Source organism: Ferribacterium limneticum, assembly GCF_020510565.1.
Classification (GTDB): Bacteria; Pseudomonadota; Gammaproteobacteria; order Burkholderiales; family Rhodocyclaceae; genus Azonexus; species Azonexus limneticus_B.
Genome location: NZ_CP075189.1, coordinates 1,524,829 through 1,551,538, shown reverse-complemented (window position 1 = coordinate 1,551,538; position 26,710 = coordinate 1,524,829). Strand labels below are relative to the sequence as shown.

25 protein-coding genes are annotated in these 26,710 nt (G+C 61.0%); 10 read left to right on the top strand and 15 right to left on the bottom strand.

The window, feature by feature from the left end; translation table 11 throughout:
- Positions 1 to 16: 16 nt before the first annotated feature.
- The 6 genes from KI610_RS07475 to KI610_RS07450 form a co-directional block, all read right to left on the bottom strand.
- The gene (locus tag KI610_RS07475; RefSeq protein WP_226498028.1) at positions 17 to 2,821 is read right to left on the bottom strand and encodes a PAS domain S-box protein; all 2,805 of its coding nucleotides are present in this window, start codon (positions 2,819 to 2,821) and stop codon (positions 17 to 19) included.
- Positions 2,822 to 2,991: 170 nt separating this feature from the next.
- Positions 2,992 to 3,483, bottom strand: a complete 492-nt coding sequence (locus tag KI610_RS07470) for an RNA methyltransferase (RefSeq protein WP_226498027.1) — start codon at positions 3,481 to 3,483, stop codon at positions 2,992 to 2,994.
- Positions 3,484 to 3,485: 2 nt separating this feature from the next.
- Positions 3,486 to 3,989 (bottom strand): hypothetical protein, encoded by a 504-nt coding sequence (locus tag KI610_RS07465; protein ID WP_226498026.1) that lies wholly within the window; start codon positions 3,987 to 3,989, stop codon positions 3,486 to 3,488.
- Between the two features lie 15 nt (positions 3,990 to 4,004).
- Positions 4,005 to 4,577 (bottom strand): hypothetical protein, encoded by a 573-nt coding sequence (locus KI610_RS07460; protein ID WP_226498025.1) that lies wholly within the window; start codon positions 4,575 to 4,577, stop codon positions 4,005 to 4,007.
- 149 nt (positions 4,578 to 4,726) lie between these two features.
- Positions 4,727 to 5,968 carry an NADP-dependent isocitrate dehydrogenase gene (icd, locus tag KI610_RS07455; RefSeq protein ID WP_226498024.1) on the bottom strand — a complete coding sequence of 414 codons (1,242 nt, stop codon included), beginning with the start codon at positions 5,966 to 5,968 and terminating at the stop codon, positions 4,727 to 4,729.
- 251 nt (positions 5,969 to 6,219) lie between these two features.
- A complete protein-coding gene (locus tag KI610_RS07450; RefSeq protein WP_226498023.1) occupies positions 6,220 to 8,457 on the bottom strand; it encodes an NADP-dependent isocitrate dehydrogenase in 2,238 nt (745 codons plus the stop codon).
- Between the two features lie 221 nt (positions 8,458 to 8,678).
- Here KI610_RS07450 and aceK point away from each other — a divergent pair, with 221 nt between their 5' ends.
- The 8 genes from aceK to KI610_RS07410 all read left to right on the top strand — a co-directional run bounded on the left by aceK (position 8,679) and on the right by KI610_RS07410 (position 17,205).
- Positions 8,679 to 10,454 carry a bifunctional isocitrate dehydrogenase kinase/phosphatase gene (gene aceK / locus KI610_RS07445; RefSeq protein ID WP_226498022.1) on the top strand — a complete coding sequence of 592 codons (1,776 nt, stop codon included), beginning with the start codon at positions 8,679 to 8,681 and terminating at the stop codon, positions 10,452 to 10,454.
- Positions 10,455 to 10,622: 168 nt separating this feature from the next.
- Positions 10,623 to 11,750: an NAD(P) transhydrogenase subunit alpha gene (locus KI610_RS07440; RefSeq protein ID WP_226498021.1), complete on the top strand. Its 1,128-nt coding sequence runs from the start codon at positions 10,623 to 10,625 to the stop codon at positions 11,748 to 11,750.
- The gene (locus tag KI610_RS07435) at positions 11,750 to 12,031 is read left to right on the top strand and encodes an NAD(P) transhydrogenase subunit alpha (protein WP_226400950.1); all 282 of its coding nucleotides are present in this window, start codon (positions 11,750 to 11,752) and stop codon (positions 12,029 to 12,031) included. The genes KI610_RS07440 and KI610_RS07435 overlap by 1 nt, the downstream gene beginning before the upstream one ends.
- A 2-nt stretch (positions 12,032 to 12,033) precedes the next feature.
- Positions 12,034 to 13,404: an NAD(P)(+) transhydrogenase (Re/Si-specific) subunit beta gene (locus tag KI610_RS07430; RefSeq protein ID WP_226498020.1), complete on the top strand. Its 1,371-nt coding sequence runs from the start codon at positions 12,034 to 12,036 to the stop codon at positions 13,402 to 13,404.
- Between the two features lie 99 nt (positions 13,405 to 13,503).
- Positions 13,504 to 14,721, top strand: coding sequence for a methyl-accepting chemotaxis protein (locus KI610_RS07425; RefSeq protein ID WP_226498019.1), 1,218 nt, complete (start codon positions 13,504 to 13,506; stop codon positions 14,719 to 14,721).
- 45 nt (positions 14,722 to 14,766) lie between these two features.
- Positions 14,767 to 15,864 (top strand): YeeE/YedE family protein, encoded by a 1,098-nt coding sequence (locus KI610_RS07420; protein ID WP_226498018.1) that lies wholly within the window; start codon positions 14,767 to 14,769, stop codon positions 15,862 to 15,864.
- A 109-nt stretch (positions 15,865 to 15,973) separates the two neighbouring features.
- Entirely contained in the window at positions 15,974 to 16,834 is an 861-nt protein-coding gene (locus KI610_RS07415) for a tRNA nucleotidyltransferase (protein ID WP_226498017.1), read from the top strand.
- 11 nt (positions 16,835 to 16,845) lie between these two features.
- Positions 16,846 to 17,205, top strand: coding sequence for a NifB/NifX family molybdenum-iron cluster-binding protein (locus KI610_RS07410; protein ID WP_226498016.1), 360 nt, complete (start codon positions 16,846 to 16,848; stop codon positions 17,203 to 17,205).
- A gap of 112 nt (positions 17,206 to 17,317) precedes the next feature.
- Here the strand turns inward: KI610_RS07410 and KI610_RS07405 are convergent, their stop codons facing one another.
- The 9 genes from KI610_RS07405 to KI610_RS07365 all read right to left on the bottom strand — a co-directional run bounded on the left by KI610_RS07405 (position 17,318) and on the right by KI610_RS07365 (position 24,891).
- Entirely contained in the window at positions 17,318 to 17,932 is a 615-nt protein-coding gene (locus KI610_RS07405; protein ID WP_226498015.1) for a rhodanese-like domain-containing protein, read from the bottom strand.
- On the bottom strand, positions 17,929 to 19,650 hold the full coding sequence (gene soxB, locus KI610_RS07400) for a thiosulfohydrolase SoxB (protein WP_226498014.1): 1,722 nt from the start codon (positions 19,648 to 19,650) through the stop codon (positions 17,929 to 17,931). The genes KI610_RS07405 and soxB overlap by 4 nt, the downstream gene beginning before the upstream one ends.
- 103 nt (positions 19,651 to 19,753) lie before the next feature.
- Complete coding sequence (gene soxX / locus KI610_RS07395; protein ID WP_226498013.1) at positions 19,754 to 20,401, bottom strand: sulfur oxidation c-type cytochrome SoxX; 648 nt, start codon at positions 20,399 to 20,401, stop codon at positions 19,754 to 19,756.
- Between the two features lie 14 nt (positions 20,402 to 20,415).
- Complete coding sequence (gene soxA / locus KI610_RS07390) at positions 20,416 to 21,231, bottom strand: sulfur oxidation c-type cytochrome SoxA (protein WP_226498012.1); 816 nt, start codon at positions 21,229 to 21,231, stop codon at positions 20,416 to 20,418.
- Positions 21,232 to 21,307: 76 nt separating this feature from the next.
- On the bottom strand, positions 21,308 to 21,619 hold the full coding sequence (gene soxZ, locus KI610_RS07385) for a thiosulfate oxidation carrier complex protein SoxZ (protein ID WP_226498011.1): 312 nt from the start codon (positions 21,617 to 21,619) through the stop codon (positions 21,308 to 21,310).
- Between the two features lie 27 nt (positions 21,620 to 21,646).
- Positions 21,647 to 22,114, bottom strand: coding sequence for a thiosulfate oxidation carrier protein SoxY (gene soxY, locus KI610_RS07380; protein WP_226498010.1), 468 nt, complete (start codon positions 22,112 to 22,114; stop codon positions 21,647 to 21,649).
- A 24-nt stretch (positions 22,115 to 22,138) separates the two neighbouring features.
- On the bottom strand, positions 22,139 to 23,185 hold the full coding sequence (locus KI610_RS07375; RefSeq protein ID WP_226498009.1) for a c-type cytochrome: 1,047 nt from the start codon (positions 23,183 to 23,185) through the stop codon (positions 22,139 to 22,141).
- On the bottom strand, positions 23,169 to 24,518 hold the full coding sequence (gene soxC / locus KI610_RS07370) for a sulfite dehydrogenase (protein WP_226498008.1): 1,350 nt from the start codon (positions 24,516 to 24,518) through the stop codon (positions 23,169 to 23,171). Before soxC ends, KI610_RS07375 begins: the two co-directional genes overlap by 17 nt.
- Before the next feature lie 16 nt (positions 24,519 to 24,534).
- Entirely contained in the window at positions 24,535 to 24,891 is a 357-nt protein-coding gene (locus tag KI610_RS07365; RefSeq protein WP_226498007.1) for an ArsR/SmtB family transcription factor, read from the bottom strand.
- A gap of 188 nt (positions 24,892 to 25,079) precedes the next feature.
- Between KI610_RS07365 and KI610_RS07360 the strand changes: the two genes are divergently transcribed.
- Positions 25,080 to 25,385, top strand: coding sequence for a c-type cytochrome (locus KI610_RS07360; protein WP_226498006.1), 306 nt, complete (start codon positions 25,080 to 25,082; stop codon positions 25,383 to 25,385).
- Positions 25,386 to 25,397: 12 nt separating this feature from the next.
- Complete coding sequence (locus KI610_RS07355) at positions 25,398 to 26,675, top strand: FCSD flavin-binding domain-containing protein (RefSeq protein ID WP_226498005.1); 1,278 nt, start codon at positions 25,398 to 25,400, stop codon at positions 26,673 to 26,675.
- Positions 26,676 to 26,710: the final 35 nt, after the last annotated feature.

Genomic DNA, 26,710 nt, shown 5'->3' with positions numbered 1-26,710 from the left:
CGCCAAACCGGATGGCTCAACTTTGCTGCCTGGCCAGCCATTTGAGGAGCACCGCAAAGAGCACGTCGGGATCGACCGGCTTGGTGATGAAATCGTTCATGCCGGCCGCCATGCAGCGCTCGCGATCCTCGGTAAAGGCATTGGCGGTCATGGCCAGTATCGGCACGCTGGCGTACCCGACAATCTTGCGAATGGCGCCCGCCGCCTGCAAGCCGTCCATTTCCGGCATCTGCATGTCCATCAGGATGGCCGCATAGGGCTGCTCGAGCGCCATGCGCAGGGCCTGCACTCCGTCAGCCGCCACATCGACGACCAGCCCCGCATCCTGCAACAGCGCCGACGCCACTTCCTGATTGATCGGCTCATCTTCGGCCAGCAATATCCGCTTGCCGTGGTACTCGCGCAGCAGGATGGCCTCGGCCCCTTCAGGCGCAGGCTCTGCCGCGGCAAGGGCAGCGCGGCTGCCTTTTTTCAGGCGGATGGTCAGCCAGAACGAACTGCCCTGCCCGGCAATGCTGTCTACGCCCACCGCGCCGCCCATCAGTTCGGCAATCCGTCGCGTGATGGCCAGCCCCAGGCCACTGCCGCCGTATTTGCGCGTGGTCGATTTGTCCGCCTGCTCGAAAGCATTGAAGAGCCGGTCTTGCTGCTCGCCGGTAATGCCCACGCCGGTATCTTCGACGACAAAGCGCAGCAGGACATCGGTGTCGCTTTCTTCGAGAATCCGGCCGACCAGCCTGATTGTCCCCGCATCGGTAAATTTCAGGGCGTTGTTGAGGTAATTGACCAGCGCCTGCGACAGCCGGGTCGCGTCGCCCCACAACTGCCTGGGCAGGCCTTCGCTGTCGATGACGAGTTTCAGCCCCTTTTCGGCGATGGCCCCACCGACTACGGCGACCACCGACTTGAGCAGATCGGCCAGGACAAAATCGCTTTCCTGCAATTGGAGCTTGCCGGCTTCGATCTTGGACAGGTCGAGAATATCGTTGATCACCGCCAACAAATGCTTGCCCGACGCATCGATCTTGTCGAGCAGATCGCTTTGCTCGTCCCTGACGCCGGAGCGGCGCAGGAGATTGGCCATGCCGAGAATGCCGTTCATCGGCGTGCGAATTTCGTGGCTCATATTGGCCAGAAAGGCGCTCTTGGCCTGACTGGAAGCCTCGGCGGCCTGCTTGGCGTCCTGCAGTTCCCGGGTGCGGAGATCGACCGCTTCTTCGAGGTGATGCCGATAGCGCTCAAGTTCCTCTTCGGCCCGCTTGCGCTCGTCGATATCCGTGTGCGTCCCGGCCATGCGGACGGGGCGGCCCTCCGCATCCCGTTCGACGATCTTTCCCCGGGTCAGGATCCAGCTCCATTCGCCATTTTTATTCCGGCAGCGCATTTCGACTTCATGCGACTGCGCCTGGCCGGCCAGGTGCGCCTGGATCGACGCCCAGGCTTGGGCCAGATCGTCGGCATGGACGAATTCGTTCCAGTTATCGACCCGAATATTCATCTCGCCCGGCGCATAACCGAACATGCTTTCAAAGCGAGCACTGACGTTGAATTCGTTGCTCAGCAGGTTCCATTCCCAAAACCCCTGATCCGACCCCTCAATCACCCGTTGCAGTCGTTGCTCGTTGTCCCGGGCGAGCCGCTCGGCCAATTTCAGATCGGAAATATCGAGCGAGTTGCGTCCGATAAACCTCACTGTCCCAGAGGCATCGAGGACCGGAAACAGATGGGACACGAAAGAACGCATCCGGCCGTCCACCGGCATGCCTTCCTCAACGGAATGGCTGGACAGGGTACGCAAAACCTGTTCATCACTGGCCCGGAGACAAGCCGCGACGTCCTGCGGAAACAACTCGTCGTCGGTCTTGCCGAGGATTTCCGCTTCGCTCAGGCCGAGGATGCGCTCCAGGTTGGGATTGGCCAGGGCGTAGCGCCCATCGGGATTTTTGAGCGACAAGGCCGACGGCGAGTTATTGACGATGGCCGACAACTTGAATTCATGATCGAGCAAGGCCGCCTCGTTCATTTTATTGACGCTGATATCCTCGAAGACGGTGGCAAACTGATCCGGCCCCGTCGCGAATACGCTGATGAAAAAGAATTTTTGCAGCGGCGGGAAATAGTGTTCAAAGGTGCAGGGCTGCTGGGTCTGCACAACCCGGGCATAAACATCGAGAAACGGCGGCTCGCCAGCGCCATAGGCCTTCGAGGCCAATTGATCGACAACCGCCTCGCGCCGAATCCCGGTCTGCTTTTCAAAAGCCGGGTTCACATCGAGCACCAGATAATCGAGCGCGCGGCCTTCGCCATCGTAGACCAGCCGATGGATGGCCATGCCCTCGACCATCGCACCGAACAGCGAGCGATAGCGCGCTTCGCTTTCCTTGCCCTTTTGCTCGGCCCGTTTTTTGTCGGAAATATCCTCGAAAAGCGAATAGACGCCGATGACCGGGCCATCGGCCCTTTCCCGAATGGGAAACGAGCGAATATTGACCCAGGTCAGTCGCTGCGGATCGTGCGAAAAAAGGCCCATGACGACATCAAGAACCGGCAGGCCGGTATTGAGCGCAACCATCGGCGGATGATCCCTGCCCGGAAATGGCGAGCCGTCTTCACGCACAGGCTGCCAGCCCGGATCGGCCGAAACCATCCCGCGCATCTCGCCGAGCGGGAGGCCGAGAATTTTTTCGGCGGCGGCATTGGCCGCGGTCAGCGTTCCCTCTGCGTTCTGGAAAATGATGCCGACCGGCAGCGAATCGAAGAGCAGGCTGCCCTGTACCGCCTCTGGCGAAGGATTGCCCCCCGGGTCCGTCGTTGTACTCATTCGATTGCTTTTAGGCTTGGTTGACGAGTCAGTATAGACAAAATTTCGGGACTAAAAACAGCGCGACAACAACAGGCCATCTGGGCCTTTCCTAGCTGACATGGCGTTCAGCCAAGCAGCGCCGGGTGCCGTCACGCGCACGGCAGTGCAGACTCGACCCGAATCTGGCGCTAGCTCCGACACCCACTCGCCTTCAGCATCCGGTCATAAAGCACGACATTGACCGTCGCCGCCAGATTCATGCAGCCGTGAGTGGGGATATAGACGATGTCCTTGCACCATGAGGTGACGTTCTTTTTCAGGCTGCCGTCTTCCGGGCCGAAGATGTAGAAGGCGCGTTCGGGGTGGGTGTATTCGGTGAGCGGTTTGGCGTCCGGGTGGACTTCGATGGCGACCGGAACGCAGCCGAAGGGGATGACCGTTTGCAAGTCGTCGACGCCGATCAGCGGCAGTTGCAGGTGGACCTGTTTGGTGTCGGTGCGGAATTCGACGGCGCGCTCGTAGCGTTTGCCGGTGTAGAACACCGTATTGACGCCGTAGCAGCCGGCGGCGCGCATGATGGAGCCGACGTTTTCCGGGCCTTTCGGGTTGTAGAGGCCGATGCACGAATAGCCGGTATAGCCCTGGACGGCCTGTTTCCGGGTGATGGTTTCGATGCTCATCGTTATTCTGGCTGGCGGAATTCGTCGTCTATCCAGGCGTTGGCGCTGGCCGGGCTGAGCTTGAAGTTGGGGCCGACGCGGACCTTGGCCAGTTGCTCGCCACCGGCATCTTCGGCCGAGAGCGTGGCGTAGGGATCGTCCTCGTCGGGAACAATGTCCAGGCATATCAAAATTGGCCCGTTTTCCCGGTCGACCGTGAGTTTCCGGTGCAGTTGGGCGTGCAGCTGATGTTCGTGCCGGCGCAGGACTTCGGAGGCGGTCTTGATCAGGGTCTGGAAGGCGGAAACGTCGAGCGGCTTGGGGTTCTTCTTGTCGCGACCCATGGTCCATGGGCCGACCAGCGCCGGCTCGGCTTCGCCGTCCTTGATCATTTCGACAGCCCAGCCTTCGTCATCTTCGTTCTTGATGACGCGGGCGGTCCAGCCGTTGTTGCGCCACAGACGTGGCTCGTTGATGACGTCGGACTCTTCAGCCTCGACGGGGTCGTTGATTGCGTTTTCGGTCATCCGCGAATTGTACTTCTAGGGCGTGGCAGCGGCCTTGCTGGCTTCGATTTCAAGGTGGCAGGGAGAGAGCAGCAGATGGGCCAGATGCTCCGGATCGCTGCCGCCCAGGTGTTCGGCGAAGGCCGTCAGGCGGGGGTCGTTGGCCTCGGCCAGGGTGGCGATCAATTGCCGTGCCGCCTCGCGCGGATTGGTCACGCCGGGCACGTAGCCCGGCCAATCCTTGTAGTGGGTCAGCAGTTCGGCCTTGTGGTCCTGATAGAGCGCTGAATTCTGCACGAACTCGAGTTCGGCCTGTTTGGCGGCGATTTCCGCGTCGATCTCGGCGTCGGTATTCTGGTAGTGCGCCTTCTCGGCCTCGGTCCAGTGCGGCTTTTCACCATGCTTTTCGCGCAGGGTGGCGAAGGTGCTGTCCAGTTCGATCTGCGAATGGGTCGAGGCATCACGGAAGACGTGAACCATGTCCTTGCCGTGGCCCTCCTTGCCGACATAGCGCATGCCGGCCGTGACACGCCGCGGATTGAAGCGGAACTGGCGGGCGCAGGCGGCACGCAGGAGGTCGAAGAGTTCTTCTATTTTTGCTGGGCTCACAGGGCACTCCTTTCGCTCGCCCGAACTGCGGCGATTGCATCGCTGGCCAATTGGCTGGCCCACAGCATACGCCTGCGCCTGGCCAAGCGGCAGCCCGAAATGACAAAAGCCACCTTGCGGTGGCTTCGTTCGCGCAGTTTCCCAGCAAATCACATGCGGGCGATCATCGCATCGCCGAAAGCCGAGCACGACAGCTCTTCGGCGCCATCCATCTGGCGGGCGAAGTCGTAGGTCACCTTCTTGTCGCCGATGGCTTTTTCCATGGCCTTGATGACGAGATTGGCCGCTTCGGTCCAGCCGAGGTGGCGCAGCATCATTTCGGCCGAGAGGATGAGCGAACCGGGATTCACCTTGTCCAGCCCGGCGTACTTCGGTGCCGTGCCATGTGTCGCTTCGAAACAGGCGTACTGGTCGGAGATGTTGGCGCCCGGGGCGATGCCGATGCCGCCGACCTGGGCGGCCAGGGCGTCGGAAATATAGTCGCCGTTCAGGTTGGTGGTTGCGATCACGTCGTATTCGGCCGGCCGCAGCAGAATTTGCTGCAGGAAGGCGTCGGCGATGGAATCCTTGACGGTGATTTCGCGCCCCGTGTTCGGGTTGGTGAAATGGCACCACGGGCCGCCGTCGATGAGCTGGGCACCGAATTCCTCCTGCGCCACCTTGTAGGCGATGTCGCGGAACAGGCCTTCGGTGAATTTCATGATGTTGCCCTTGTGCACGATGGTCAGCGACTTGCGGTCGTTGGCGATGACGTACTTGAGCGCGGCGCGCACGAGGCGGGTGGTGCCTTCGACGGAAATCGGCTTGATGCCGATGCCAGAGCTTTCCGGGAAGCGGATTTTCTTGACGCCCATTTCCTTCTGCAGGAAATCGATGACCTTCCGGCAGGCCTCGGAATCGGCCGCCCATTCGACGCCGGCGTAGATGTCTTCGGTGTTCTCGCGGAAGATGACCATGTTGGTCAGTTCCGGATGTTTGAGCGGTGACGGCACGCCCTTGAAATACTGCACTGGACGGACGCATTGGTAGAGATCGAGTTCCTGGCGCAGGGCGACGTTGAGCGAACGGATGCCGCCGCCAACCGGCGTCGTCATCGGTCCCTTGATGGAAACTGAATATTCCTTGAGCGCCGCGAAGGTTTCCTGCGGAAACCACTCGTCCGGGCCGTAGAGGCGGGTCGATTTTTCGCCGGCAAAGACTTCCATCCAGTAAATCTTCTTCGCACCGCCGTAGGCCTTGGCCACGGCAGCATCGATGACCTTGATCATGACCGGCGTGATGTCGATGCCGATGCCGTCGCCCTCGATGAAGGGAATGATCGGATTGTTCGGGATCGCCTGCCCCGGAACGATTTTCTGACCGCCTTGCGGCACCTTGATGTGAGAAGTCATGGTCTCTCCTTGGGTTTTATCGGACGGGCCGCAGCCGCGCATTCCGTTGAACAGCAAAGCCCGACGCTTGTCTCCGGCGCCGGGCAGCGAGGTGATTATGTCGCAAAACGTCGGCCGGTGTCAGCCATTTGGCCGCGTGGCGAGGTTCCCACGGTCAACCGGAAAAAAGGCCTGAAAATGAAAAAAGCGAAGACCGGATGGCCTTCGCTTTTTTAATATCCGGCGCTCACACGCCGGGAAAGATGGCTCGCTTAGATGCGGGCTGCCTTGAGTGCGGCATTGAGCGTCGGGCTCGGACGCATGATCGCCTTGGTCTTCTCGGCATCGGCCTTGTAGTAGCCGCCGATATCGACCGGACGACCCTGCACCGACTTCATTTCGGCAACGATCTGAGCTTCGTTGTCAGTCAGGGTCTTGGCCAGCTTGGTGAAGTGGGCTGCCAGTTCGGCATCTTCCTTCTGCGCCGCCAGTTCCTGCGCCCAGTACATGGCGAGGTAGAACTGTGAACCGCGGTTGTCGAGCTCACCAGTCTTCGGCGACGGCGACTTGTTGTTGTCGAGCAACTTGCCGGTGGCAGCGTCAAGGGTCTTGGCGAGCAGCACAGCGCGCTTGTTGCCATCCTTGATGCCTTGCTCTTCGAGCGACACGGCCAGGGCCAGGAACTCGCCGAGCGAATCCCAGCGCAGGTGGTTTTCCTGCGTCAGCTGCTGGACGTGCTTCGGGGCCGAACCGCCGGCGCCGGTTTCGTACATGCCACCGCCGTTCATGAGCGGGACGATGGACAGCATCTTGGCCGAGGTGCCCAGTTCCATGATCGGGAACAGGTCAGTCAGGTAGTCGCGCAGGATGTTGCCGGTCACCGAAATGGTGTCGAGGCCGCGGGCGACGCGTTCCAGCGTGAAACGCATGGCGCGGACCTGCGACATGATCTGGATGTCGAGACCGGAGGTGTCGTGATCCTTGAGGTACTTCTGGACCTTCTTGATCAGCTCGTTTTCGTGCGGACGATAGCTGTCCAGCCAGAAGATGGCCGGCATGCCGGACTGGCGGGCGCGGGTGACGGCCAGCTTGACCCAGTCGCGGATCGGCGCGTCCTTGACCTGGCAGGCACGCCAGATGTCGCCGGCTTCAACGTTTTGCGTCAGCAGGACTTCGCCGGTGGCGTTATCGACGATGTTGGCGATGCCGTCTTCGGTGATTTCGAAGGTCTTGTCGTGCGAGCCGTATTCCTCGGCCTGCTGGGCCATCAGACCGACGTTCGGGACGGTACCCATGGTCCGCGGGTCGAAGTTGCCATGCCATTTGACGAAGTTGATCATCTCTTGGTAAATGCGGGCGAAGGTCGATTCCGGCATGACGCACTTGCTGTCGTACTGCTTGCCGTCAGCACCCCACATCTTGCCGCCCTGACGGATCATGGCCGGCATGGAGGCATCGACGATGATGTCGTTGGGTGAATGGAAATTGGTGATGCCCTTGGCCGAATCGACCATGGCCAGACGCGGACGGTGTTCCTGACAGGCGTGCAGGTCGCGGATGATTTCGTCGCGCTTGGATTCCGGCAAAGCCTTGATCTTCTCGTACAGATCGACCATGCCGTTATTGACGTTGATGCCGAGTTCGTCAAAGGTCTTGCCGTGCTTCTCGAAGGCGTCCTTGTAGTAGATCTTGACGCAGTGGCCGAAAACAATGGGGTGCGAGACCTTCATCATCGTCGCCTTGACGTGCAGCGAGAACAGGATGCCGGATTCGCGGCAGTCTTCCAGTTGTGCTTCGTAGAAGTCGCAAAGCGCCTTCTTGCTCATGAACATGGAGTCGATGATCTCGCCTTCGAGCAGGGAGAGCTTCGGCTTGAGCACAGTGGTCTTGCCGCCCTTGGCGATCAGTTCCATGCGCACTTCACGTGCCTTGTCGAGGGTCAGCGACTTTTCGCCGTGGTAGAAGTCGCCATGTTCCATATGCGAAACGTGGGTCTGCGACCATTGTTTCCACTCGCCCATCGAATGCGGGCGCTTCCTGGCGAAATTCTTGACGGCGCCCGGCGCGCGGCGGTCGGAGTTGCCTTCGCGCAGCACCGGATTGACGGCCGAACCGATACACTTGCCGAAACGGGCCTTGAGGGCCTTGGCTTCGTCGGTATCGGCGGTTTCAGGGTAATCGGGGATGGGGTAGCCCTTTTCCTGCAGTTCCTTGACGCAGGCCTTGAGCTGGGCGACCGAGGCCGAAATGTTCGGCAACTTGATGATGTTGGTTTCCGGCAGCAGGCACTTTTTGCCCAGTTCGCCCAGGGTGTTCGGCACCTTCTGGTCATCTGCGAGGAATTCGGAGAATTCGGAGAGAACGCGGGCCGAAACGGAAATGTCGGCCTTCTCGATTTCAATGCCGGCCGGCCCCGTAAAAGTGCGGACGATCGGCAAAAACGCACAAGTCGCCAGCAGCGGCGCCTCGTCGGTGAGCGTGTAGATGATCTTGGACTTGCCTGCGGACATACGAACCCCTTGGTGATGGTTTTTAATATGCGAGTCGACGACGATACGCCGACACCCTTGCGCGGTGCTTACAGAGTCTCGGGAGTATCCGCAAGGCAGCGCTTCCGGTCAACGGTGAAATGCGGTTTCACAGTGTGGTCTGGCGCGGATGCCCCGAATGGCGGCGATCTCGTCATTTCGCCCCAGCCCCACTAAAATCCGCTGACATACGGAGCGATCACATGAAAATCTCAGTCGGCCTCTACGGCACCAGCGCGCACCAGATAGCGCTGGCCATGATCCAGGGATTCAACAAGCACTACACGCTGTTTCGCCAGAGCAGCCGCGAAGCCAAGTCGCGTTTCGAGCAAAGCGACTGGCAGGGCGTGCACAAGGCAGTGCGCGAGCGCATCCGTTTCTACGATGACCGCGTGGACGAATGCGTCGAACGTCTGCGCGACGACTACGATGCCCAGCACATCGACGACAGCACCTGGCAGCAGGTCAAGCTGCTCTACATCGGCCTGCTGCTCAACCACAAGCAGCCGGAACTGGCCGAAACCTTCTTCAACTCGGTGACCACCAAGATCCTGCACCGCAATTATTTCCACAACGATTTCATTTTCGTCCGCCCGAGCATCTCGACGGAGAACATCGAGGGCGACGACAGCCAGACCTACCGCAGCTACTACGCCAAGGAAAACGGCCTGCGCGGGGCAATCCACAGCATCATCGCCGACTTCGGCTGGCTACGCCCCTTCGCCGACCTCGAGCGCGATGTTGACCATGTTTACGAGTCCGTCAGCCGCCACCTCAACGCCATGCCGCGGCGCGAGGTCAACTTCCAGATTCAGGTGCTCGGCTCGCCCTTCTACCGCAACAAGGCGGCCTACATCATCGGCAAGGCGATCAACGGCGCCAACGAGTATCCGTTCGCCATCCCGGTGCTGCACGACGAGGAGGACAAGCTCTACCTCGACACCATCCTGCTCGACGGGTGGCGGATCGGCCTGCTCTTCTCGCTGTCGCGCGCCTACTTCATGGTCGATATGGAAGTGCCCTCCGGCTACGTCCAGTTCCTGCGCTCCATCCTGCCCGCCAAGCCGCGCTCCGAGCTGTACATCATGCTCGGCCTCGGCAAGCAGGGCAAAACGATGTTCTTCCGTGACTTCATCTATCACCTGCACCATTCAGAAGACCAGTTCATCATGGCGCCCGGCATCCGCGGCATGGTCATGCTGGTTTTCACGCTGCCGTCTTACCCCTATGTCTTCAAGATCATCAAGGATGTCTTCGGCGCCTCGAAGAACATGGACCGCGCCACGGTCAAGCGCAAATTCATGATGGTCAAGCAGGTCGACCGCGTCGGTCGCATGGCCGATACCCTCGAATTCTCCAACGTCCTGTTCCCGCGCAAGCGTTTCGACGACGAGGTCATGGCCGAACTGGAAAAGCTGGCGCCGTCCTGCTACGAAATCGATGGCGATCAGCTGATCATCAAGCACCTCTACATCGAACGCCGAATGGAGCCACTCAACATCCACCTCGACCGCATGGAGCGTTCCAACAACATCGAAGGACTCGAACACGCCATCCGGGAATACGGCAGCGCCATTCGCGAAATGGCCCAGGCCAACATCTTCCCGGGCGACATGCTGTGGAAGAATTTCGGCGTTACCCGCTACGGCCGTGTCGTTTTCTACGACTACGACGAAATTGAATACATGACCGACTGCAACTTCCGCAAAATTCCGCCGGCCCCCGATTTCGAGACCGAGATGTCGGGTGAGGTTTGGTACCCGGTGGCGAGAAACGACATTTTCCCGGAGGAATTCGCCACCTTCCTGCTCGCCTCGCCGCAGGTGCGAAAAGTATTCCTCAAACACCACAAGGACCTGCTCGACCCGAAATTCTGGCAGGATGCCCAGCAGAAAATCCGCGACGGCCATGTCGAGGACTTCTTCCCCTACCCGCAGGAACTGCGTTTTGTGAATACCAGCAAACAGCTCAATGAATAGATAAGTGATCACTGACCCCGATAGTCAGAAACTCTGACTTCTGCCGAAATAACAATTCACTTATCTTCAGACCAAATACATTAACCGAATCATGACCTCACCGTCATTCAAGGTCAGGTTCGGTGCTTTCATAAATCCAACATCGCCCACAATTCAAGGAGAGTGATGATGCCGCTTACCCTAGCGGTTGCTCGCGAAAGCGCCGACGGTGAATACCGTACCGCGCTCGCCCCCGAGACAGCCAAGAAATTCGCCGCCCTCGGCGCCAAGCTTTGCATGGAGCAAAGTGCCGGCATCCAGAGCCATTTTCTCGATCCGGACTACACCGGCGTCGAATTCGTGCATGGCCTCGTCGAAGCCTACGCCAATGCCAATCTGGTCCTGCGCGTCGCGCCGCCGACCCTGGCGGAGATCGAGCATATCCCCGAAGGCGCAGTCCTCATCGGCCTGCTCAAACCCTTCGAAGACAAGGCCCGCCTCGCCGCGCTGAACGCCCGCAAGATCACCGCCTTCGCCCTTGAACTGCTGCCGCGTATCTCGCGCGCCCAGAGCATGGATGCACTCTCATCGCAAGGCGCCTGTGCCGGCTACCAGTGCGGCCTGATCGCCGCCGCCCGCTGCACCAAGTTTTTCCCGATGCTGACCACCGCCGCCGGCACCATCCGCCCGGCGCGTGTGCTGGTCATCGGTGCCGGCGTCGCCGGCCTGCAAGCGATCGCCACCTGCAAGCGCCTCGGCGCCATGGTCGAAGCCTACGACGTGCGCTCCGCCGCCCGCGAGCAGATCGAATCGCTCGGCGCCAAGTTCGTCGACACCGGCGTTGCGGCTGATGGCGTCGGCGGTTACGCCCGCGAACTGACGGCCGAAGAGAAGGCCGCCCAGACCGAGAAACTCGCCAAGGCCGTCGCCTTGTCCGACGTCGTCATCACCACCGCCGCCATCCCCGGCAAGAAAGCCCCGATCATCATCACCACCGACATGATCGGCCGCATGAAATACGGTGCCATCATCGTCGACATGGCGGCCGAATCCGGAGGCAACTGTGCCCTGACCCAGCCCGGCGAACACGTCGTCGCCAACGACGTGAACATCCACGGCCCCCTCAATCTTCCTTCCCGCATGCCGACCCACGCCTCCGAGCTCTACGCCAAGAACCTTTACAACTTCCTCTCGCCGTGGATCAAGGATGGCGAACTCGTTATCGACTGGAGCGACGATGTCGTCGCCGGCACGCTGCTGTGCAAGGACGGCGTCACCGTCCATAACGTGGTCAAACAAGTCATGGGAGAAGCATGATGGACGGCCTGCTCGCGCTCTACATCTTCATGCTCGCCGCCTTCACCGGCTACGAGATCATCGCCAAGGTGCCGGTCATCCTGCACACGCCGCTGATGTCGGGTTCCAACTTCATCCACGGCGTCGTCGTCGTCGGTGCCATGCTCATGCTCGGCACGGCTGACACCCCCGTCCAGCAAGCCATCGGCTTCTTCGCCGTCGCCCTCGGCGCCGCCAATGCCGCCGGCGGTTACGTCGTCACCGAACGCATGCTCGCCATGTTCAAGAAGAAAGAGGGTTGAACATGACCATCCCAATTTACGTTCAAGGCGCCTGGTTCCTCGGCGCTGCCCTGTTCATCTTCGGCCTCAAGGGCATGAGTTCGCCGGCCAGTGCCCGCAAAGGCATCATCATCGCCGGCTACGGCATGCTCGTCGCCATTGCCGCCACCTTCCTGATTCCCGGCCTGCAGAACCTCGCCCTCATGGCCCTGGCTCTGGCCCTCGGCGGCTCGGCCGCCTGGATTTCCGGCAAGAAGGTCAAGATGACCGACATGCCGCAGATGGTCGCCATCTACAACGGCATGGGTGGTGGTGCTGCCGCCGCCATTGCCGCCATCGAGTTCGCCAAGGGCGATGCCCACAGTCTGGCCACCACGGTCCTCGCCGTCATCGGCGCGCTGATTGGCGCCGTTTCCTTTACCGGCTCCTGCGTCGCCTGGGCCAAGCTGCAGGGCGTGCTCAAGAAGGCCCATCGCCTGCCGGCGCAGAATGCGGTCAATGTCGTTCTCGCCCTGATCGCCATCGGCCTCGGTGGCGCCATGGTCGTCATGGCGCCAGCGCAACCGGAACTGATCTTCGGCTTCTTCATCGTTGCTCTGGTCCTCGGCCTGATCGTCACGCTGCCCATCGGCGGTGCCGACATGCCGGTCGTCATCTCGCTGTTCAACGCCTTCACGGGTCTGGCTGTCGGCTTCGAAGGCTATGTCCTGGGCAATCCGGCGCTGATCATTGCCGGCATCGTCGTCGGCGCGGCCGGTACGCTGCTCACCCAACTCATGGCCAAGGCCATGAACCGGCCGATCTCCAACATCCTGTTCACACCGATGGTGGCCAGTGGCCCGGGTGAAGCGATCAGCGGTTCGATGAAGGAGCTGTCCGCTCTCGATGCGGCAGCGATGATGCGTTACGCCTCCAAGGTCATCATCGTGCCGGGTTACGGCATGGCCGTGGCGCATGCCCAGCACAAGGTGTGGGAGATGACCTCGATCCTCGAAGAAGCCGGGGTCGAGGTGAAGTTCGCCATCCACCCGGTTGCCGGGCGCATGCCGGGGCACATGAATGTACTGCTGGCCGAGGCCGGCGTGCCGTACGACAAGATTATGGATCTGGAAGAAATCAATGGTGAGTTCGCCCAGACGGACGTCGCCTTGATCATCGGGGCCAATGATGTGGTGAATCCATCCGCCCGCACCGACAAGACCAGCCCGATCTACGGCATGCCGATTCTGAACGCGGATATGGCGCAGAACGTCATCGTCATCAAGCGCGGCAAGGGCACCGGTTACTCGGGTGTCGAGAATGCGCTGTTCTATACCGACAACTGCCGGATGCTTTATGGCGATGCCCAACCGATGGCCGGCGAGATCATTCAGCATCTCAAGGCGATGGGGTAAATCGACATCACTGGCACCAGTGCATCCGGTCACATTTTTGTAACTGCCGTGCTGGTGCGGCCTTACAATATCCGGCTATATCGTCCCCGGAAGCGGTGAATGAAGCGTATTGATGATCTGTTGATCTGGCTGGCGGCAGCCGCCTGCCTTGGACTCTGGCTGTGGTCGCTGGCTGTCGGCCCGATTTCGCCGCACTTCCTGCTGGCACTGGCGGTATTGCTGGCAGGAACCATCCTTTTTTCCTATGGCGAACGGCGGCGCTGGAAGGACAAGCAACTGTCCTACGTCACCGAACTCAAGGACGTCATGTCGGAATACCAGGTGCTCTCCGACGAAGCGATGGCCCACGCCGAACTGCAATTCACCTCGCTCGAAACCGACATGCGGGAAGCCCAGGAGATCATCCGGACCTCGGTCAGCAAACTTTCCGGCAGCCTGACCGGACTTGAATCGCAATCCTCCGACCAGCGCCAGATCCTGCGCTCGCTGATCGACCAGATGCTCAACATGACGGGCGACAGCCATGCCCTGGAGCAGGTCAGCCTGCAACGCTTCTTCGACGAGACGAACATCCTGATTGCCGAATTCGTCGGCAAGATGGCCCATCTGCAAGAAACCAGCAAGGGCATCGCCAGCAGTTTCGACGAAATGCAGGAGCGCGTTTCGCGCATTACCGGCTCGCTCAACGACATCGCCGGCATTACCAAGCAGACCGACCTGCTCGCCCTCAATGCCGCCATCGAGGCGGCGCGGGCTGGCGATGCAGGCCGCGGCTTTGCCGTGGTGGCCGACGAAGTGCGCAATCTGGCGGCGCGCACCGGCGAATTCAACGTCGACATCCGCAAGTCGCTGACCGACATCATGAATTCCCTGCAGGAAGTCGGCGGCCGGGTCGCCGATGCGACCCACATCGACATGAGCATCGCCGACAAATCGCGCGCCGCACTGCAGGAACTGGGCGACGAGCTCATGGAACTGACCGGCAAGGCACGCGAGCACTCCGACCACATCACCGCCATCACCGAACAGATGCATGAAATGACCCAGGAAGGCGTCATGGCCATCCAGTTCGAGGACATCGTGACGCAGATGATGTCGCGCATCAGCCAGCGGACGACCAACGTCGGCGACTACATGCACGCCTTCCTCGCCCTGCAGCACGACAACGAAGCCGACGGCCTGCAACGCTTCCGTTCGCGCAGCCAGAAACTGGTCGAATTGCTGGTCAATTCACACGTCAAGGGCGATGCGATGAAAGCCAACAGTGCCGGACTGCACGCCAAGAACAACAGCGACGGCGATATCGAGCTGTTCTGAGGCCAGCTGGGCATTGCTACGGTCAACCGGAAATTCAGGCCAAAAATGGAATTGACCAACCTGATCGAAATCCTCGGCGAGAAGACCGCCGTCACGCTGGCCGGCCTGAGCATCGGCCTCTTTTTCGGCATTTTTGCCCAGCGCTCGCGTTTCTGCCTGCGTTCCGCCGTCGTCGAATTCTGGAACCGTGACGGCTGCAGCAAGCTCGCCGTCTGGCTTTTCGCCTTCTCGGCCGCCGTCATCGCCACCCAGTTCTTCATCACCCAGGGCTGGCTCGATGTCTCGCAGGCCCGCCAACTGGCCGCCAAAGGCAGCCTGTCCGGCGCGCTGGTCGGCGGTCTGCTCTTCGGCGTCGGCATGATCCTCGCCCGCGGCTGCTCGTCGCGCATGCTGGTGCTGGCCGCCAACGGCAACCTGCGTGCCCTGCTCGCCGGGCTGATTTTCGCCGTCGCCGCCCAAGCCTCGCTGAACGGCCTGCTCTCGCCACTGCGCACCTGGGTTTCCGGCTGGCTGACCATCGATGGCGGCACCGCCCGCGACCTGCTCGCCTTCCTCCATCTCGGCAATATCGGCGGCCTGCTCTTCGGTCTCGCCTGGCTGGCCGCGGCCATTCACTTCGCCCGCCGCGCCCACCTTGCCCGGCGCGAATGGCTGGGCGGCAGCGGCGTCGGCCTGATGGTTGCGCTAGCCTGGCTGGTCACCTACCAGGTCGGTACGCAATCCTTCGAAATCATCCCGGTGCAGAGCCTGAGCTTCACCGGCCCGTCGGCCGACATGCTCATGCTGGTGCTTTCGCCACCCGGCCAGCCGTGGGACTTCAATATCGGCCTGGTCCCCGGCGTGGTCCTCGGCTCTTTCCTCGCCGCCCTGTGGGGCAAGGAACTCAAGCTGGAAGGCTTCAAGGATGGCCACAGCATGCGGCGCTACATGGCCGGCGCCGTCTGCATGGGTTTCGGCGGCATGCTGGCCGGCGGTTGCGCCGTCGGTGCCGGCGTCTCGGGCGCCGCGATTTTCGCGCTGACGGCGTGGATTTCGCTGATCGGCATGTGGCTCGGTGCCGGAGTGGCCGACCGACTCATCGACCGGCCAGCCAAGCAGTCGACAACGGCATGTGCCGGCAGCACGCCGGCAACCTCGCCGTAATCCATCTTCAACGGTCAGCCGCCCTGTGCTGGCCAACCCGAATCCCGGCAACGGCCGTCTGGAACGTTTCTCGCTAACAGCGCAGATACCCTCCCGATTTGTGCCGAAGATGTCAGAAAACTCACAAGCCTTGCTCGATTCGCTGTCGCTCGACCCCCGACTGTCCCTGTTCGCCGTGGCTGCCGGGGCGACCATGGCCGGTGGCGAACTCGGCGATGACACGCTCGACGACATGGCCGCGCAGGTCGCCAGCGGTGCCCTGGCCGAACTCGATGCGCGACTCGTCTGGCCATTGCTGGCCGAAGGCCTGATGGGTGCCCAGCCCTCGCGCATGCTGGCGGCGCTGACCGCCTGCGGCGCGCTGGAGCGCCTGCTGCCGGAATTCACCGCGCTGTTCGGCCGCTTCGAGACCGGCTTCGATGGCGAGCCGGTCGATATCGGGCGGCATCAGGGGCGGGTACTCGACATGGCAGCCGTCGCCAACGCTCCCCTGCGCGTGCGGCTGGCCGCGCTACTGTGCAATCTCGGCAAGGCCGACTCACCGCCGCAGCATCTGCCCTCGCACTACCGCCACATCGACCGCTGCCTGCCGCGCATCCGCAATATCTGCACGCGTTTCGGCATCCCCACCGAGCTCGAGGATTTCGCCATCCTGGCCGCCATGGAACTGGAGCGCGTGCATCGCGCGACGCGCATGCGCGCCGACTCGATGACCGCGCTGCTCGAACGCGTTGGTGCCTTTGCCGACCCGGCGCGCTTCGACGACCTGCTGACAGTCTGCGCCTGCGACTACTTCGCCTACCCGGGCAACACCACGCCGACCTATCCGAAAGCCGCCCTGCTCAAGCAGGCCCTGGCCGCCTGCCTGTCGCTTCCCAAAACCGACGAGGACGAGGCCACCACGCTGCACGAACAGCGTGCCATGGCCGTCGCCCGCGCCTTGCGCTCCGGCACTGACCACGAACTTTGAAAGGACCAACGATGACAACCGCCCCCCTCTCCCCGGACTGCCTGATCGCTGTGGCCACCAAGACCGGCCAGCAGATCGACCTGCACTTCGGCCACGCTGACGACTTTGCCATCTACGCCGTGCGCAACGGCACGGTCGCCTTCCTCGAAAAGCGCGAGGTCGAGCATTACTGCCAGGGCGGCCATGGCGACGAAGACAAGCGCGAAGTCATCCTGCGTGCCCTCGCCGACTGCCGGGCGCTGTTCGTCGCCCGGATCGGCGGCGGCCCCGGCACCCGGTTGCGCGAGGCGGGCATCGAACCGGTGGACGATTACCCCTACGGCGCGCCGGAAGCCTCGATTGTCGCTTGGCTGGCCAGCCAAAACGGGTGAGCGCCCAATCCCACGGTCAACCGGAAAAAACGGCAAAAAATGAAATGCCGCGTAATGCCAGACGAAAAAAATCCCCGCCGCAGCGAGGATTTCTTTGAACGCCGATTGACGATCAGCGCGGGAAGTACATCTTCGCCTTGTCGAGCTTGTAGGTCCACGGCAGGCCGGCGTTCTTCCAGCCATTGACGACGCGCTGGCCGGCTTTCGGACCTTCCTTGGCGGTATCGCCCTCGACGCCTTCGGCAATCCCGTAAACCTTGGTATAACCGGCTGTTTGCAGGCGATCCTGCGCCTTCGAGCTGCGGTCGCCGGAGCGGCAGACGAGGATGATCGTGGCGTCCTTGCCGAGCCCCATTTCTTTCAGGCGACGCTCCAGTTCCGGCACAAAATCCTGGTTCGGCTCGAGCTTGTACATGGCGCGTTTGTCGTCCCAGTCGCTCATCAACTCGGGATGCTCGACGTAGGGCACCAGCGCATCGGCATCGCTCGGCCAGCCGACGTACATGGCTTCGGCCCGGGTACGGATGTCGAAGAAGGCGACGCCCTTCGGGTTGGCTTTCTTCATGTCGTAGGCCTGCTGCGGCGTCAGGTAGAGGCCGACCTTGGACTTCTTGACGTCTGGCAGCTTGTCCCAATCGGTGCTACCGGGCGCCCAGTCGGCGGCGAAGGTTTGCGTGGCAAAGGCCAGCGCGGCAACAGCAAATAGTTTCGGCAGGAGTTTCATCATGCAATCCCCGGATTGTTGGCAGCGCCCTTGAGCGTCGGCAGGTTGAGATTGACCGGTTTGACGGTCTTTATGTCACGCAGATATTTTGCCACGACATCCCAGATCGGTTCGCCGGAATTTTTCGCCTCTTCCGACACCGGTGCCCAGCCCGCGACCTTGTAGGTTTTGGCCGGATCGATGAGCTTGCCCTTGAGCATCATGTTCTGGATGCGGTTGCCCATCTTGGCAGTCGGATCGCAGGTCCATTGCAGGCCACCAACGCGCACCATGTCGCCGCCCTGTTGATAGTACGGGTCAGGGTTGAACAGGTTGTCGCAGACGTCTTCGAGCACGGTCTTGATCATCTCGCCGCTCATGTTGCTGACTGTCGTCCATGGGTAGGTGATGGCGGTCTGGTCGAGCACGTGTTCCATCAGGATGGGCTGGCCGGGGAGCAGCGAGGTGCCCCAGCGGAAGCCGGGCGAGAAGGCGATTTCGGCGTCCTTGACCTTCATCAGCGCGTCGAGGATGACTTGGTCAAAAGTGCCGTTGAAATTGCCGCGACGATAGAGCGTGCCTTCGGAGATGGCCAGCTTTTCGTTGAGCTTGGACAAATAGGGCGCGCGGGCCTTGTCGATCAGCGTCTGCATGTCCTTGTCGGCCGGCAGCAGGTTGGCGAAGACCGGCAGCAGCTTGTAGCGGAAGTCGGCGATCTTGCCGTTCTTGACGTCGAAATCGAGCACGCCGAGGTACTTGCCGTTGGAACCAGCATTGGTCACCAGGGTCTGGCCACCGGCGTTCTTGACGACGACCGGGGCGGGCATGCCGTCATGGGTGTGGCCACCGAGGATGGCGTCGATGCCCTTGACGCGCGAAGCCATCTTGAGGTCAACGTCCATGCCGTTGTGCGAGAGCACGACAACGACCTGCGCGCCAGCCGCACGGGCTTCGTCGACGGTCTTCTGCATGTTTTCTTCCTGGATGCCGAAGCTCCAGTTCGGCGTCTGCCAGCGCGGGTTGGCGATCGGCGTGTAGGGGAAAGCCTGGCCGATGATGGCGACCGGCACGCCGTTCATCTTCTTCATGACGAAGGGCTTGAAGACGGCGTCGCCGAAATCGGTGGTCTTGACGTTCTGGGCGACGATGTCGATCTGGCCGGCGAAATCCTTTTCTTCGATTTCCTTGACCCGCGCTTCGCCGTAGGTCGATTCCCAGTGCAGGGTCATGACGTTGACGCCGAGCGCCTTGCAGGCGTCGACCATGTCCTGAGCGTTCGACCACAGCGCCGTGCCGGAACCCTGCCAGGTGTCGCCGCCATCGAGCAGCAGCGCGCCGGGGCGGTTGGCCTTCATGCGCTTGACCAGCGTCGCGAGGTGGGCAAAGCCGCCGACCTTGCCGTAGGTCTCGGCGGCTTTTTCGAAATTCAGATAGGTGTAGGCGTGGGCTTCGAGGCTGTTCGGCTTGAAACCGAAATGCTTGAGCAGGTTGGCACCGACGAGGTGCGGCACCTTGCCGAACTGGTCGCCAAAGCCGAGATTGACGTTCGGCTCACGGAAGTAGATGGGCAGCAACTGGGCATGACAGTCGGTGATGTGCAGCAGGCTGACATTGCCGAATTTGGGCAGGTCATACAGTTTGGCAGCACCCTTTTCGGCCTGCGCCAATTCGCTGTGCAAGGACATGCCACCGGCCGCCGCGACGGCCATGACCTGAAGAAATTCCCGACGATTCATGCTCATTTTTTGTTCCTTGAAGATGAGATTTCAGCGAGGCCAAGCGAAGCTTTTGGCGCGGCTAAAAAAAAGCCCAGCCAGTTTCCCGGCCGGGCCAATCACGCAAGTTCTAATCTTTGTTAACCGGCGATTCCGGATCGATCAGGAAAGCCACGATGTGGGTGATCTGCTCCGGCGTCACCCAGTTATGCAGGCCGAAGCGCGGCATGTTGGTGCACGCCGTGAAGGCGTTGGAGTTGTAGATCTTGTCGTAGACGTACTTGATGTTCTCTTCGGAATTGCCGCGGATCTTGCCGAAATTGCGCAGGCTCGGGCCAATCGTGCCGTAAGCGACTTCCTTCTTGGCCAGCTCGTGGCAGGCATAGCAGTTGCCACCACGGACCCGGCCAGCCTTGTCCGGCTGGATGAAGCCGATGTGACCGCCAGTGCCGACGGCAGCGAGCTTCTCGCCTTCCTTCCAGTCGCCGATCAGCTTGCCGTCAACCGGGTAACGGATGGTCGCGGCGTTGAGCTTTTCGAGCTTTTCGCCGATCTTGCGCGGCGGGTTGTCGCGGAATTGCTGGCAGGTCTTCATCGTCTCGTCCTGCTCGAGGCGAGTCATCCAGTATTTCGGATTCTCGGCCTTGAACGAAGCGCGGAACATCTGGTCGGCTTCCTTGGCGTACTTGCCACCGGGTGCTTCAACAGCTTTCTGAGCCAGGGCCGGCGTTGCGATTGCCACGGTCAACCCGAAAAAGAGGGCAAATTTGAAATTCATGGTCGTCCCCTTTTTCAGCGCTTGATGCCCGGCGTTTCCATCACGGTGCCGGTCGCAGTTTTTTGCAGATAGGTTTCCAGCGCGATGATCGAATCGGCCAGATACTCGGGCTCAGGCCAGCGGGCCTGGCGCATGCAGTCGATCAGACGACGCTGCATGGTCCACACCGTGCCTTGCGAGACGCGGTACGACGGCCAGGTCTTCATGGCAAAGCCGGCACCTTCCTTGGTCGTCAGGTTGCCGAGATCCTGCAGGCGGATGCGCTTGCCTTCCTGACCGTGACAGATCGAGCAGGAAAAATCCTGCGGACCGGAACGACGGAAGAAAATGTATTCGCCCATCTTGGCCATCTTGGCTTCTTCCGGATGCGTCGCCGGCACGTTGATCGGCTTGCCATTCGACTTGGCGCCGATGAAAGTAATCAGCGCCTCGATGTCGGAATCCTTGCCCGGCTTCGAATACCACTGCTTGGTCGCTTCGGCCAGCGTGAAGCCTTGCAGGGTCATCATGCAATGGACCAGGCGGGACTCGACGTCCATCACCTTGTTGGTGTCCTTGAAATACTTCGGCAGGGCGGCATAGGCACCATCCAGCTTGCCCGGCCCCTGACCGAGGTCGCACTGTTCGAGCGAGGCATTCTTCGGGCCACGCTTTTCCATCCACAGGCTTTCACCCTTGACCTCGAACAGGTCGGCCGGATTGCCGTCAGCCAGCGCTTCGCGGTACTTGGCGAGCTCATCGGCGACCTTGCTATCCTGGGCCGCAACACCACCGGCAAAGGCGACTAGCACAGCCGCCCCAACCAGCGTTTTCATCAAACGTTGAATCATTGATTACTCCTCCACGGGGTAAAGGCAACGGCAGCGGCGGTCTGCGCCGCCTGGCTGCCGTATCGCATGCCATCAGTTAGTTGATGGCCGCTTCGTCGGTGCGTGAATCGCCCTTGTTGTCCTTCCAGCTGACCGTAACCTTTTCGCCCTTGACGCCGCCCTTGAACTTGAAGGCCAGGTAGGGGTTCTTGGACACGGACGGTCCGAATTCGCTGGTCAGCACGACCTTGTCGCCATGCTTGGCGGTCAGTTCGGTGATGAACCAGGCCGGCACGATGGCGCCGGCGGAGTCCTTGCGCTGGCCGGTTTCCATTTCGTGGCTGACCAGAACCTTCACTTCGGTAACGCCGTCCTTGCTGGCGGCGCGGATTTTCATTGGATTGCCCATGTTTCTATCTCCTTGAATTCGTGTCGATTAGCCGCCGCAGCCGCCGAGAGTAACCTTGATCTCTTTCGTGGCCATGAAGAACTTGCCGTCGGACTTGACCAGCGCGTAGATGTTCGAGGTCTGGCCCATCTTGACGCGGGTCTGGACGTTGGCTTCGGTGCCTTCCGGCAGCACGAAGGAAGCGGCCAGCGCATTCGGGTTTTTCTCGATCAGGATGGCGACCATCGTGATGTTCGGCAGCGTCGAGGCGACGCCAACCGGCACGACGGCGCCGTTTTCGGCGATGTCCGGACCGGTGACCTGGACGTCCTTGCTGTCAGCCGGGGTGCCGGCGCCAAGCGCCTTGAGCGTGTCGGCCATGCTCTTGGCGTCAAAGGCAGCCTTGTTCCAGTCAGCCAGGGCCATGCCCGGGGTGATGATGCCGGCGGCAGCCAGCATGCCCAGCAGGGCGGCGCCGGAGCCGGATTTCAGTACGGTGCGACGTTGATTGTTCATGACTTCTCCTCTGTAGAAATTGGGTTACTTCGAACCGGACAGAATCCACTGAACCAGTGTCTTGATGTCTTCGTCCTTGATATGACCGTTCGGCGGCATCGGGATCGATCCCCAGACGCCCTGCCCACCGGCCTTGACCTTGGCGATCAGGCGCGATTCGGCATCGGTCTGATCCTTGTAGCGGGCCACAACTTCGTTGTAGCCGGGGCCAACAATCTTGCTCTTCATGCCGTGACAGGCCATGCAGCCGCTCTTCGTCGCCAGATCCAGCGTGCCGGCATCGGCTGCCTTCTTGGCGGCTTCGGGGCCGAGCGTCTGGGTACCGCGGACCGGACCGAATGAACGGTTCTGATCACGCAGTTCGCCATGCGCCGTCCGGGCGTATTCCGGCAGGGTCGAGCCGATCAGCACTTCCGGCTTGCAGTTCTTCATGCACGCCTTGTTTGCCGTATCGGGCTTGCCACCGTTGCCGATGCCACCCTTCTTGGCTGGCGCACCGGGCCACATGCCGTGATCGGTCGTCATGCCGTTGCGGTTGGGCAGCAGCTTCTGGACTTCGCCGATGTTCTTGTCGGACAACGTGAAGTCGGCGGGCACAATCTCCTGCAAGTTGAGCAGGTAGGCCAGGATGGCGTAAACCTCGTCCGGCTTCAGCGATTTCGGCGCCGTCCAGGGCATGGCGCGCTGGATGTAGTCGAAGACCGTCGAAATCGTCGCCACCTTGGTGAAGGTCGTGCGCTGAGGCAGTTCGCCAGAAGACAGACCGCGGACATTGCCGGTCTTGATGTCGTCCTTGGTCGTGCCGCCGGCCAGCGGCGTGAACACTTCGTTCGACTCGCCAAAGGAACCGTGGCAGGAAGCGCACTTTTCCTCGAACAGCTCGTTGCCGCGCTCGACATTGCCCGATCCCTTGGGCAGGCCCTTGAAGTCCGGGCGAACGTCGATGTCCCAGGCCTTCACTTCGGCCGAGGTGGCCGGACGGCCAACGCCCTGATAGTTCTCGAAGGCGATTGCTACGGTCGACGCGGAAAAAAGGGCAAAAACGAAAAGCGGTTTAGAGAACCTGAACATTGCTGACCTCCCCGCTTTCGATGACTTTCCACGACTGGATGGCGTTGTTGTGATAAATCGACTTGGTGCCGCGCACCTTGCGCAGCTGGCCATAGGTCGGCTGGACGAAACCGGTTTCGTCGATGGCCCGCGACTGCAGGATGGCCGGCGAGCCGTCCCACACCCAATTGGTATTGAAACGGGTCAGCGCCTTGTTCTGAATCGGCCCTTCAAGACGTGCCGTCTGCCAGTTGATGCCGCCATCGAAGGAAACATCGACCTGCTTGATCTTGCCGCGACCGGACCAGGCGAGACCGGAAACGTTGTAGAAGCCCTTGTCGAGCAGCGTCTGGCCGCCGGACGGGGTGGTGATCACCGACTTGGCTTCCTGGATCGAGCTGTACTGGCGATGCTGACCACTAGGCAGGAGGTCGATGTAATGCACGGCCTCGTCCTTGGTTGCATAAGGCTTGTCGCCAACTTCGATGCGACGCAGCCACTTGACCCACGACACGCCCTGAACGCCCGGCACGACCAGGCGCAGCGGGTAACCGTTTTCCGGCCGCAGCATTTCGCCGTTCTGGCCGTAAGCGACGAAAACTTCGCCGGATTCGACCATTTCCATCGGGATGGTGCGCGTCATCGAGGAGCCATCGGCCCCCTCGGCCAGCACGTAACGCGCCTTCTTGTAATCGACGCCGCAGTCTTCCAGCAGCACCTTAAGCGGCACGCCGGTGAATTCGGAACAGGACAGCATGCCGTGCGTGTATTGCACCGTCGGCACGGCCACATTGCCCCACTCGAGGCCCGTATTGGCACCGCACTCGATGAAGTGAATGCGCGACACCGACGGCAGGCGCATCAATTCGTCGAGCGTATAAACCTTGGCCTTCTTGAGCAGCGAATCATCCGAGCCATTGACCATCAGGCGATGCTTGGACGGATCGATGTCGTGCCAGCCCTGATGATGGCGCTCGAAATGCAGGCCGGACGGCGTGATGATGCCGAACAGGCCCTGCAGCGGCGCAAACGACACCGAGGCACCGCCAACGCGGGCCAGACCCGGCGATTCCCGGCGCAGCAACTGGCTTTCGTACTTCGACGGCATGCCGTACGGGTTGGTCGCTACCGGCAGACCGAGCGAGGTTGTCCACGCCGGGTTTTCCAGGATATTGACGTCACCCTCGCTCGCCGCGCGCGCTGCCATCGGCGCAGCCAGAGCGGCACCAGCGGCGAGGAAGCTCTTGCGCAGGAAGTCGCGGCGACCGCTGCCAACCGCCTTGACCTGCTCTTCCGACAAAAAGTTCTCCGGTGCGGGCCGCAGACGCCCCGGTTGTTTCACGATGTCACCCATAGACAAACCCCTCTGCTTATTTGACGTCAGTACTGCAATTCACCGGCGACACCCCCAACTCATCGCCCAGATCGCGGCTTGCCACCGTGATGCTGACCGTTCGGCAGATGTCGACAAAATTCGGATCGATCACGCGGTACATGACCGAACTGCCCTCGCGCCGCCGGTCGACTACGCCGGCCCGGTAAAGGATGTTCAGATGCCGCGAGATGTTGGCCTGCGTCAGGCCGATTTTTTCCACCACCTCATGAACCGGACGCTCCTCAGCGCACAAGCACGAAAGAATGCGCAAACGGGTCGGATCGGCGAGCAATCCGAAGTAGTGCGCTACCTGTTCGAAAACCTGTAATGTCTCGTCCGATGTCTCGTCCATATCGTTCTTTTGATTTCAATCAAGAATCAATGTATAACTGCGTACTTATATAGTCAACTACTAATATTGTTGCAATGCAGCATGCAATTAGTGCAAAAGGCTTATAACCTTGGCACTACGCTGAAATGGGCAATTAAAATAATTTTGGCTATATATGGCGTATCGACAACACTAGAGGAGATGTATCGATGAAACCGTTTGCTCCCATAGCCGCCCTGTGCCTGCTGGCCTTTGCCAGCGCCTCGCAGGCGGCCGATCCCAACCTCGGCCGCAATCTGGCCGCCACCTGCGCCAACTGCCACGGCACCAACGGCAATGCCGTCAAGGGCTCCGGCATGGATGCCCTGGCCGGCATGGAAAAAGCCAAGATCCTGCAGAAACTGGCTGACTACAAGAGCGGCGACAAGCCCGCTTCGATCATGCATCAGATCTCCAAGGGCTACACCGAAGCCCAGCTTGACCTGATCGCCGGCTATTTCGCCGGACAAAAATAAGGGGAGATGACCATGATGCTGATGAAAAGACGTGATTTCCTGAAAGTCGGTGCGGCAGCCGGCGCAATGGCTTCCCTTTACGGCTGCGCTGGCGGCGGCAAAGCCAGCGGCCATGTCGTCGTCGTTGGCGGCGGCTACGGTGGCGCCACGGTCGCCAAGTACCTGCGCATGTGGAGCGAAGGCGGCGTGCAAGTGACGCTGATCGAGCGCAACCCGACCTTCATTTCCTGCCCGATCTCCAACCTGGTCATTGGCGGCACCAAGACCATGGAAGACATCACCGTCAGCTACGACGGCCTGAAGAACAAATGGGGCGTCCGCGTCGTCCAGGACGACGTTATTGCGGTCGATAGCGCCAAGAAGACCATTTCGCTGAAGGCTGGCGGCGCCATGTCCTACGACCGTCTGGTGCTCTCACCAGGCGTCGATTTCATGTTCGACCAGATCCCCGGCCTCAACAACGCCGATGCCCAGTCGAAGATCCTCCACGCCTGGAAGGCCGGCGCCCAGACCGTCGCCCTGCGCAAGCAACTGGAGTCGATGAAGGACGGCGGCACCTACGCCATCGCCATCCCCAAGGCGCCCTATCGCTGCCCGCCCGGACCCTACGAGCGTGCCTGCCTGGTCGCCAATTACTTCAAGCAGAGCAAGCCGAAATCCAAGGTCGTCATCCTTGATGCCAACGAAGACGTGATGTCCAAGAAAGGCCTGTTCACCAAGGCCTGGGCTGATCTCTACAAGGGCATGATCGAATACCGCAACAACAGCGAAGTGAAGGATGTCGAAGTCGGCACCAACACCGCCGTGCTCGAATTCGACAAGTTCAAGGCCGATGTGCTCAACGTCATTCCGCCGCACCGTGCTGGCGATATCGCCGCCAAGTCAGGTATCAAGCTCATCAACAATCGTTGGGTAGACATCAACTGGCAGTCGATGGAATCGACCAGCACACCGGGCATCCATGTCCTTGGCGACGCCATCTTCCCGGCCCCGACCATGCCGAAATCGGGTCACATGGCCAACCAGCACGGCAAGCTCGCGGCGGCGGCAATTCTGAACATGCTGTCCGGTCTGGAGCCGAATCCGGAGCCGGTCGTCATGAACACCTGCTACAGCTTCGTCGATGCCAAGAACGTCATCCACGTCTCGTCGATCCACCAGTACGACGCCGCAACCAAGACCGTGCAACCGGTCAAGGGCGCCGGCGGCGTCTCCGCAGCGCGGAATGAGTTGGAAGGCAAGGTAGCGATGGGTTGGGCGAAGAACATCTGGGCCGACATGCTGACCTGATCGCCACTTCATCCCGAAAAGGCCGCGTTTGCGGC

Excerpts from the sequence above, each read along its gene's own strand:
- KI610_RS07470 (WP_226498027.1), bottom strand. The coding sequence starts at position 3,483 with ATGAGCATCGAAACCATCACCCGGAAACAGGCCGTCCAGGGCTATACC.
- KI610_RS07360 (WP_226498006.1), top strand. The coding sequence starts at position 25,080 with ATGAAACCGTTTGCTCCCATAGCCGCCCTGTGCCTGCTGGCCTTTGCC.
- KI610_RS07465 (WP_226498026.1), bottom strand. The coding sequence starts at position 3,989 with ATGACCGAAAACGCAATCAACGACCCCGTCGAGGCTGAAGAGTCCGAC.
- KI610_RS07375 (WP_226498009.1), bottom strand. The coding sequence starts at position 23,185 with ATGTTCAGGTTCTCTAAACCGCTTTTCGTTTTTGCCCTTTTTTCCGCG.
- soxZ (WP_226498011.1), bottom strand. The coding sequence starts at position 21,619 with ATGGGCAATCCAATGAAAATCCGCGCCGCCAGCAAGGACGGCGTTACC.
- KI610_RS07410 (WP_226498016.1), top strand. The coding sequence starts at position 16,846 with ATGACAACCGCCCCCCTCTCCCCGGACTGCCTGATCGCTGTGGCCACC.
- KI610_RS07420 (WP_226498018.1), top strand. The coding sequence starts at position 14,767 with ATGGAATTGACCAACCTGATCGAAATCCTCGGCGAGAAGACCGCCGTC.
- soxA (WP_226498012.1), bottom strand. The coding sequence starts at position 21,231 with ATGATTCAACGTTTGATGAAAACGCTGGTTGGGGCGGCTGTGCTAGTC.
- KI610_RS07405 (WP_226498015.1), bottom strand. The coding sequence starts at position 17,932 with ATGATGAAACTCCTGCCGAAACTATTTGCTGTTGCCGCGCTGGCCTTT.
- KI610_RS07365 (WP_226498007.1), bottom strand. The coding sequence starts at position 24,891 with ATGGACGAGACATCGGACGAGACATTACAGGTTTTCGAACAGGTAGCG.
- soxY (WP_226498010.1), bottom strand. The coding sequence starts at position 22,114 with ATGAACAATCAACGTCGCACCGTACTGAAATCCGGCTCCGGCGCCGCC.
- KI610_RS07475 (WP_226498028.1), bottom strand. The coding sequence starts at position 2,821 with ATGAGTACAACGACGGACCCGGGGGGCAATCCTTCGCCAGAGGCGGTA.
- KI610_RS07440 (WP_226498021.1), top strand. The coding sequence starts at position 10,623 with ATGCCGCTTACCCTAGCGGTTGCTCGCGAAAGCGCCGACGGTGAATAC.
- KI610_RS07415 (WP_226498017.1), top strand. The coding sequence starts at position 15,974 with ATGTCAGAAAACTCACAAGCCTTGCTCGATTCGCTGTCGCTCGACCCC.
- icd (WP_226498024.1), bottom strand. The coding sequence starts at position 5,968 with ATGACTTCTCACATCAAGGTGCCGCAAGGCGGTCAGAAAATCGTTCCG.
- KI610_RS07450 (WP_226498023.1), bottom strand. The coding sequence starts at position 8,457 with ATGTCCGCAGGCAAGTCCAAGATCATCTACACGCTCACCGACGAGGCG.
- KI610_RS07425 (WP_226498019.1), top strand. The coding sequence starts at position 13,504 with ATGAAGCGTATTGATGATCTGTTGATCTGGCTGGCGGCAGCCGCCTGC.
- soxX (WP_226498013.1), bottom strand. The coding sequence starts at position 20,401 with ATGAATTTCAAATTTGCCCTCTTTTTCGGGTTGACCGTGGCAATCGCA.
- aceK (WP_226498022.1), top strand. The coding sequence starts at position 8,679 with ATGAAAATCTCAGTCGGCCTCTACGGCACCAGCGCGCACCAGATAGCG.
- KI610_RS07430 (WP_226498020.1), top strand. The coding sequence starts at position 12,034 with ATGACCATCCCAATTTACGTTCAAGGCGCCTGGTTCCTCGGCGCTGCC.
- KI610_RS07435 (WP_226400950.1), top strand. The coding sequence starts at position 11,750 with ATGGACGGCCTGCTCGCGCTCTACATCTTCATGCTCGCCGCCTTCACC.
- soxC (WP_226498008.1), bottom strand. The coding sequence starts at position 24,518 with ATGGGTGACATCGTGAAACAACCGGGGCGTCTGCGGCCCGCACCGGAG.
- KI610_RS07355 (WP_226498005.1), top strand. The coding sequence starts at position 25,398 with ATGATGCTGATGAAAAGACGTGATTTCCTGAAAGTCGGTGCGGCAGCC.
- soxB (WP_226498014.1), bottom strand. The coding sequence starts at position 19,650 with ATGAGCATGAATCGTCGGGAATTTCTTCAGGTCATGGCCGTCGCGGCG.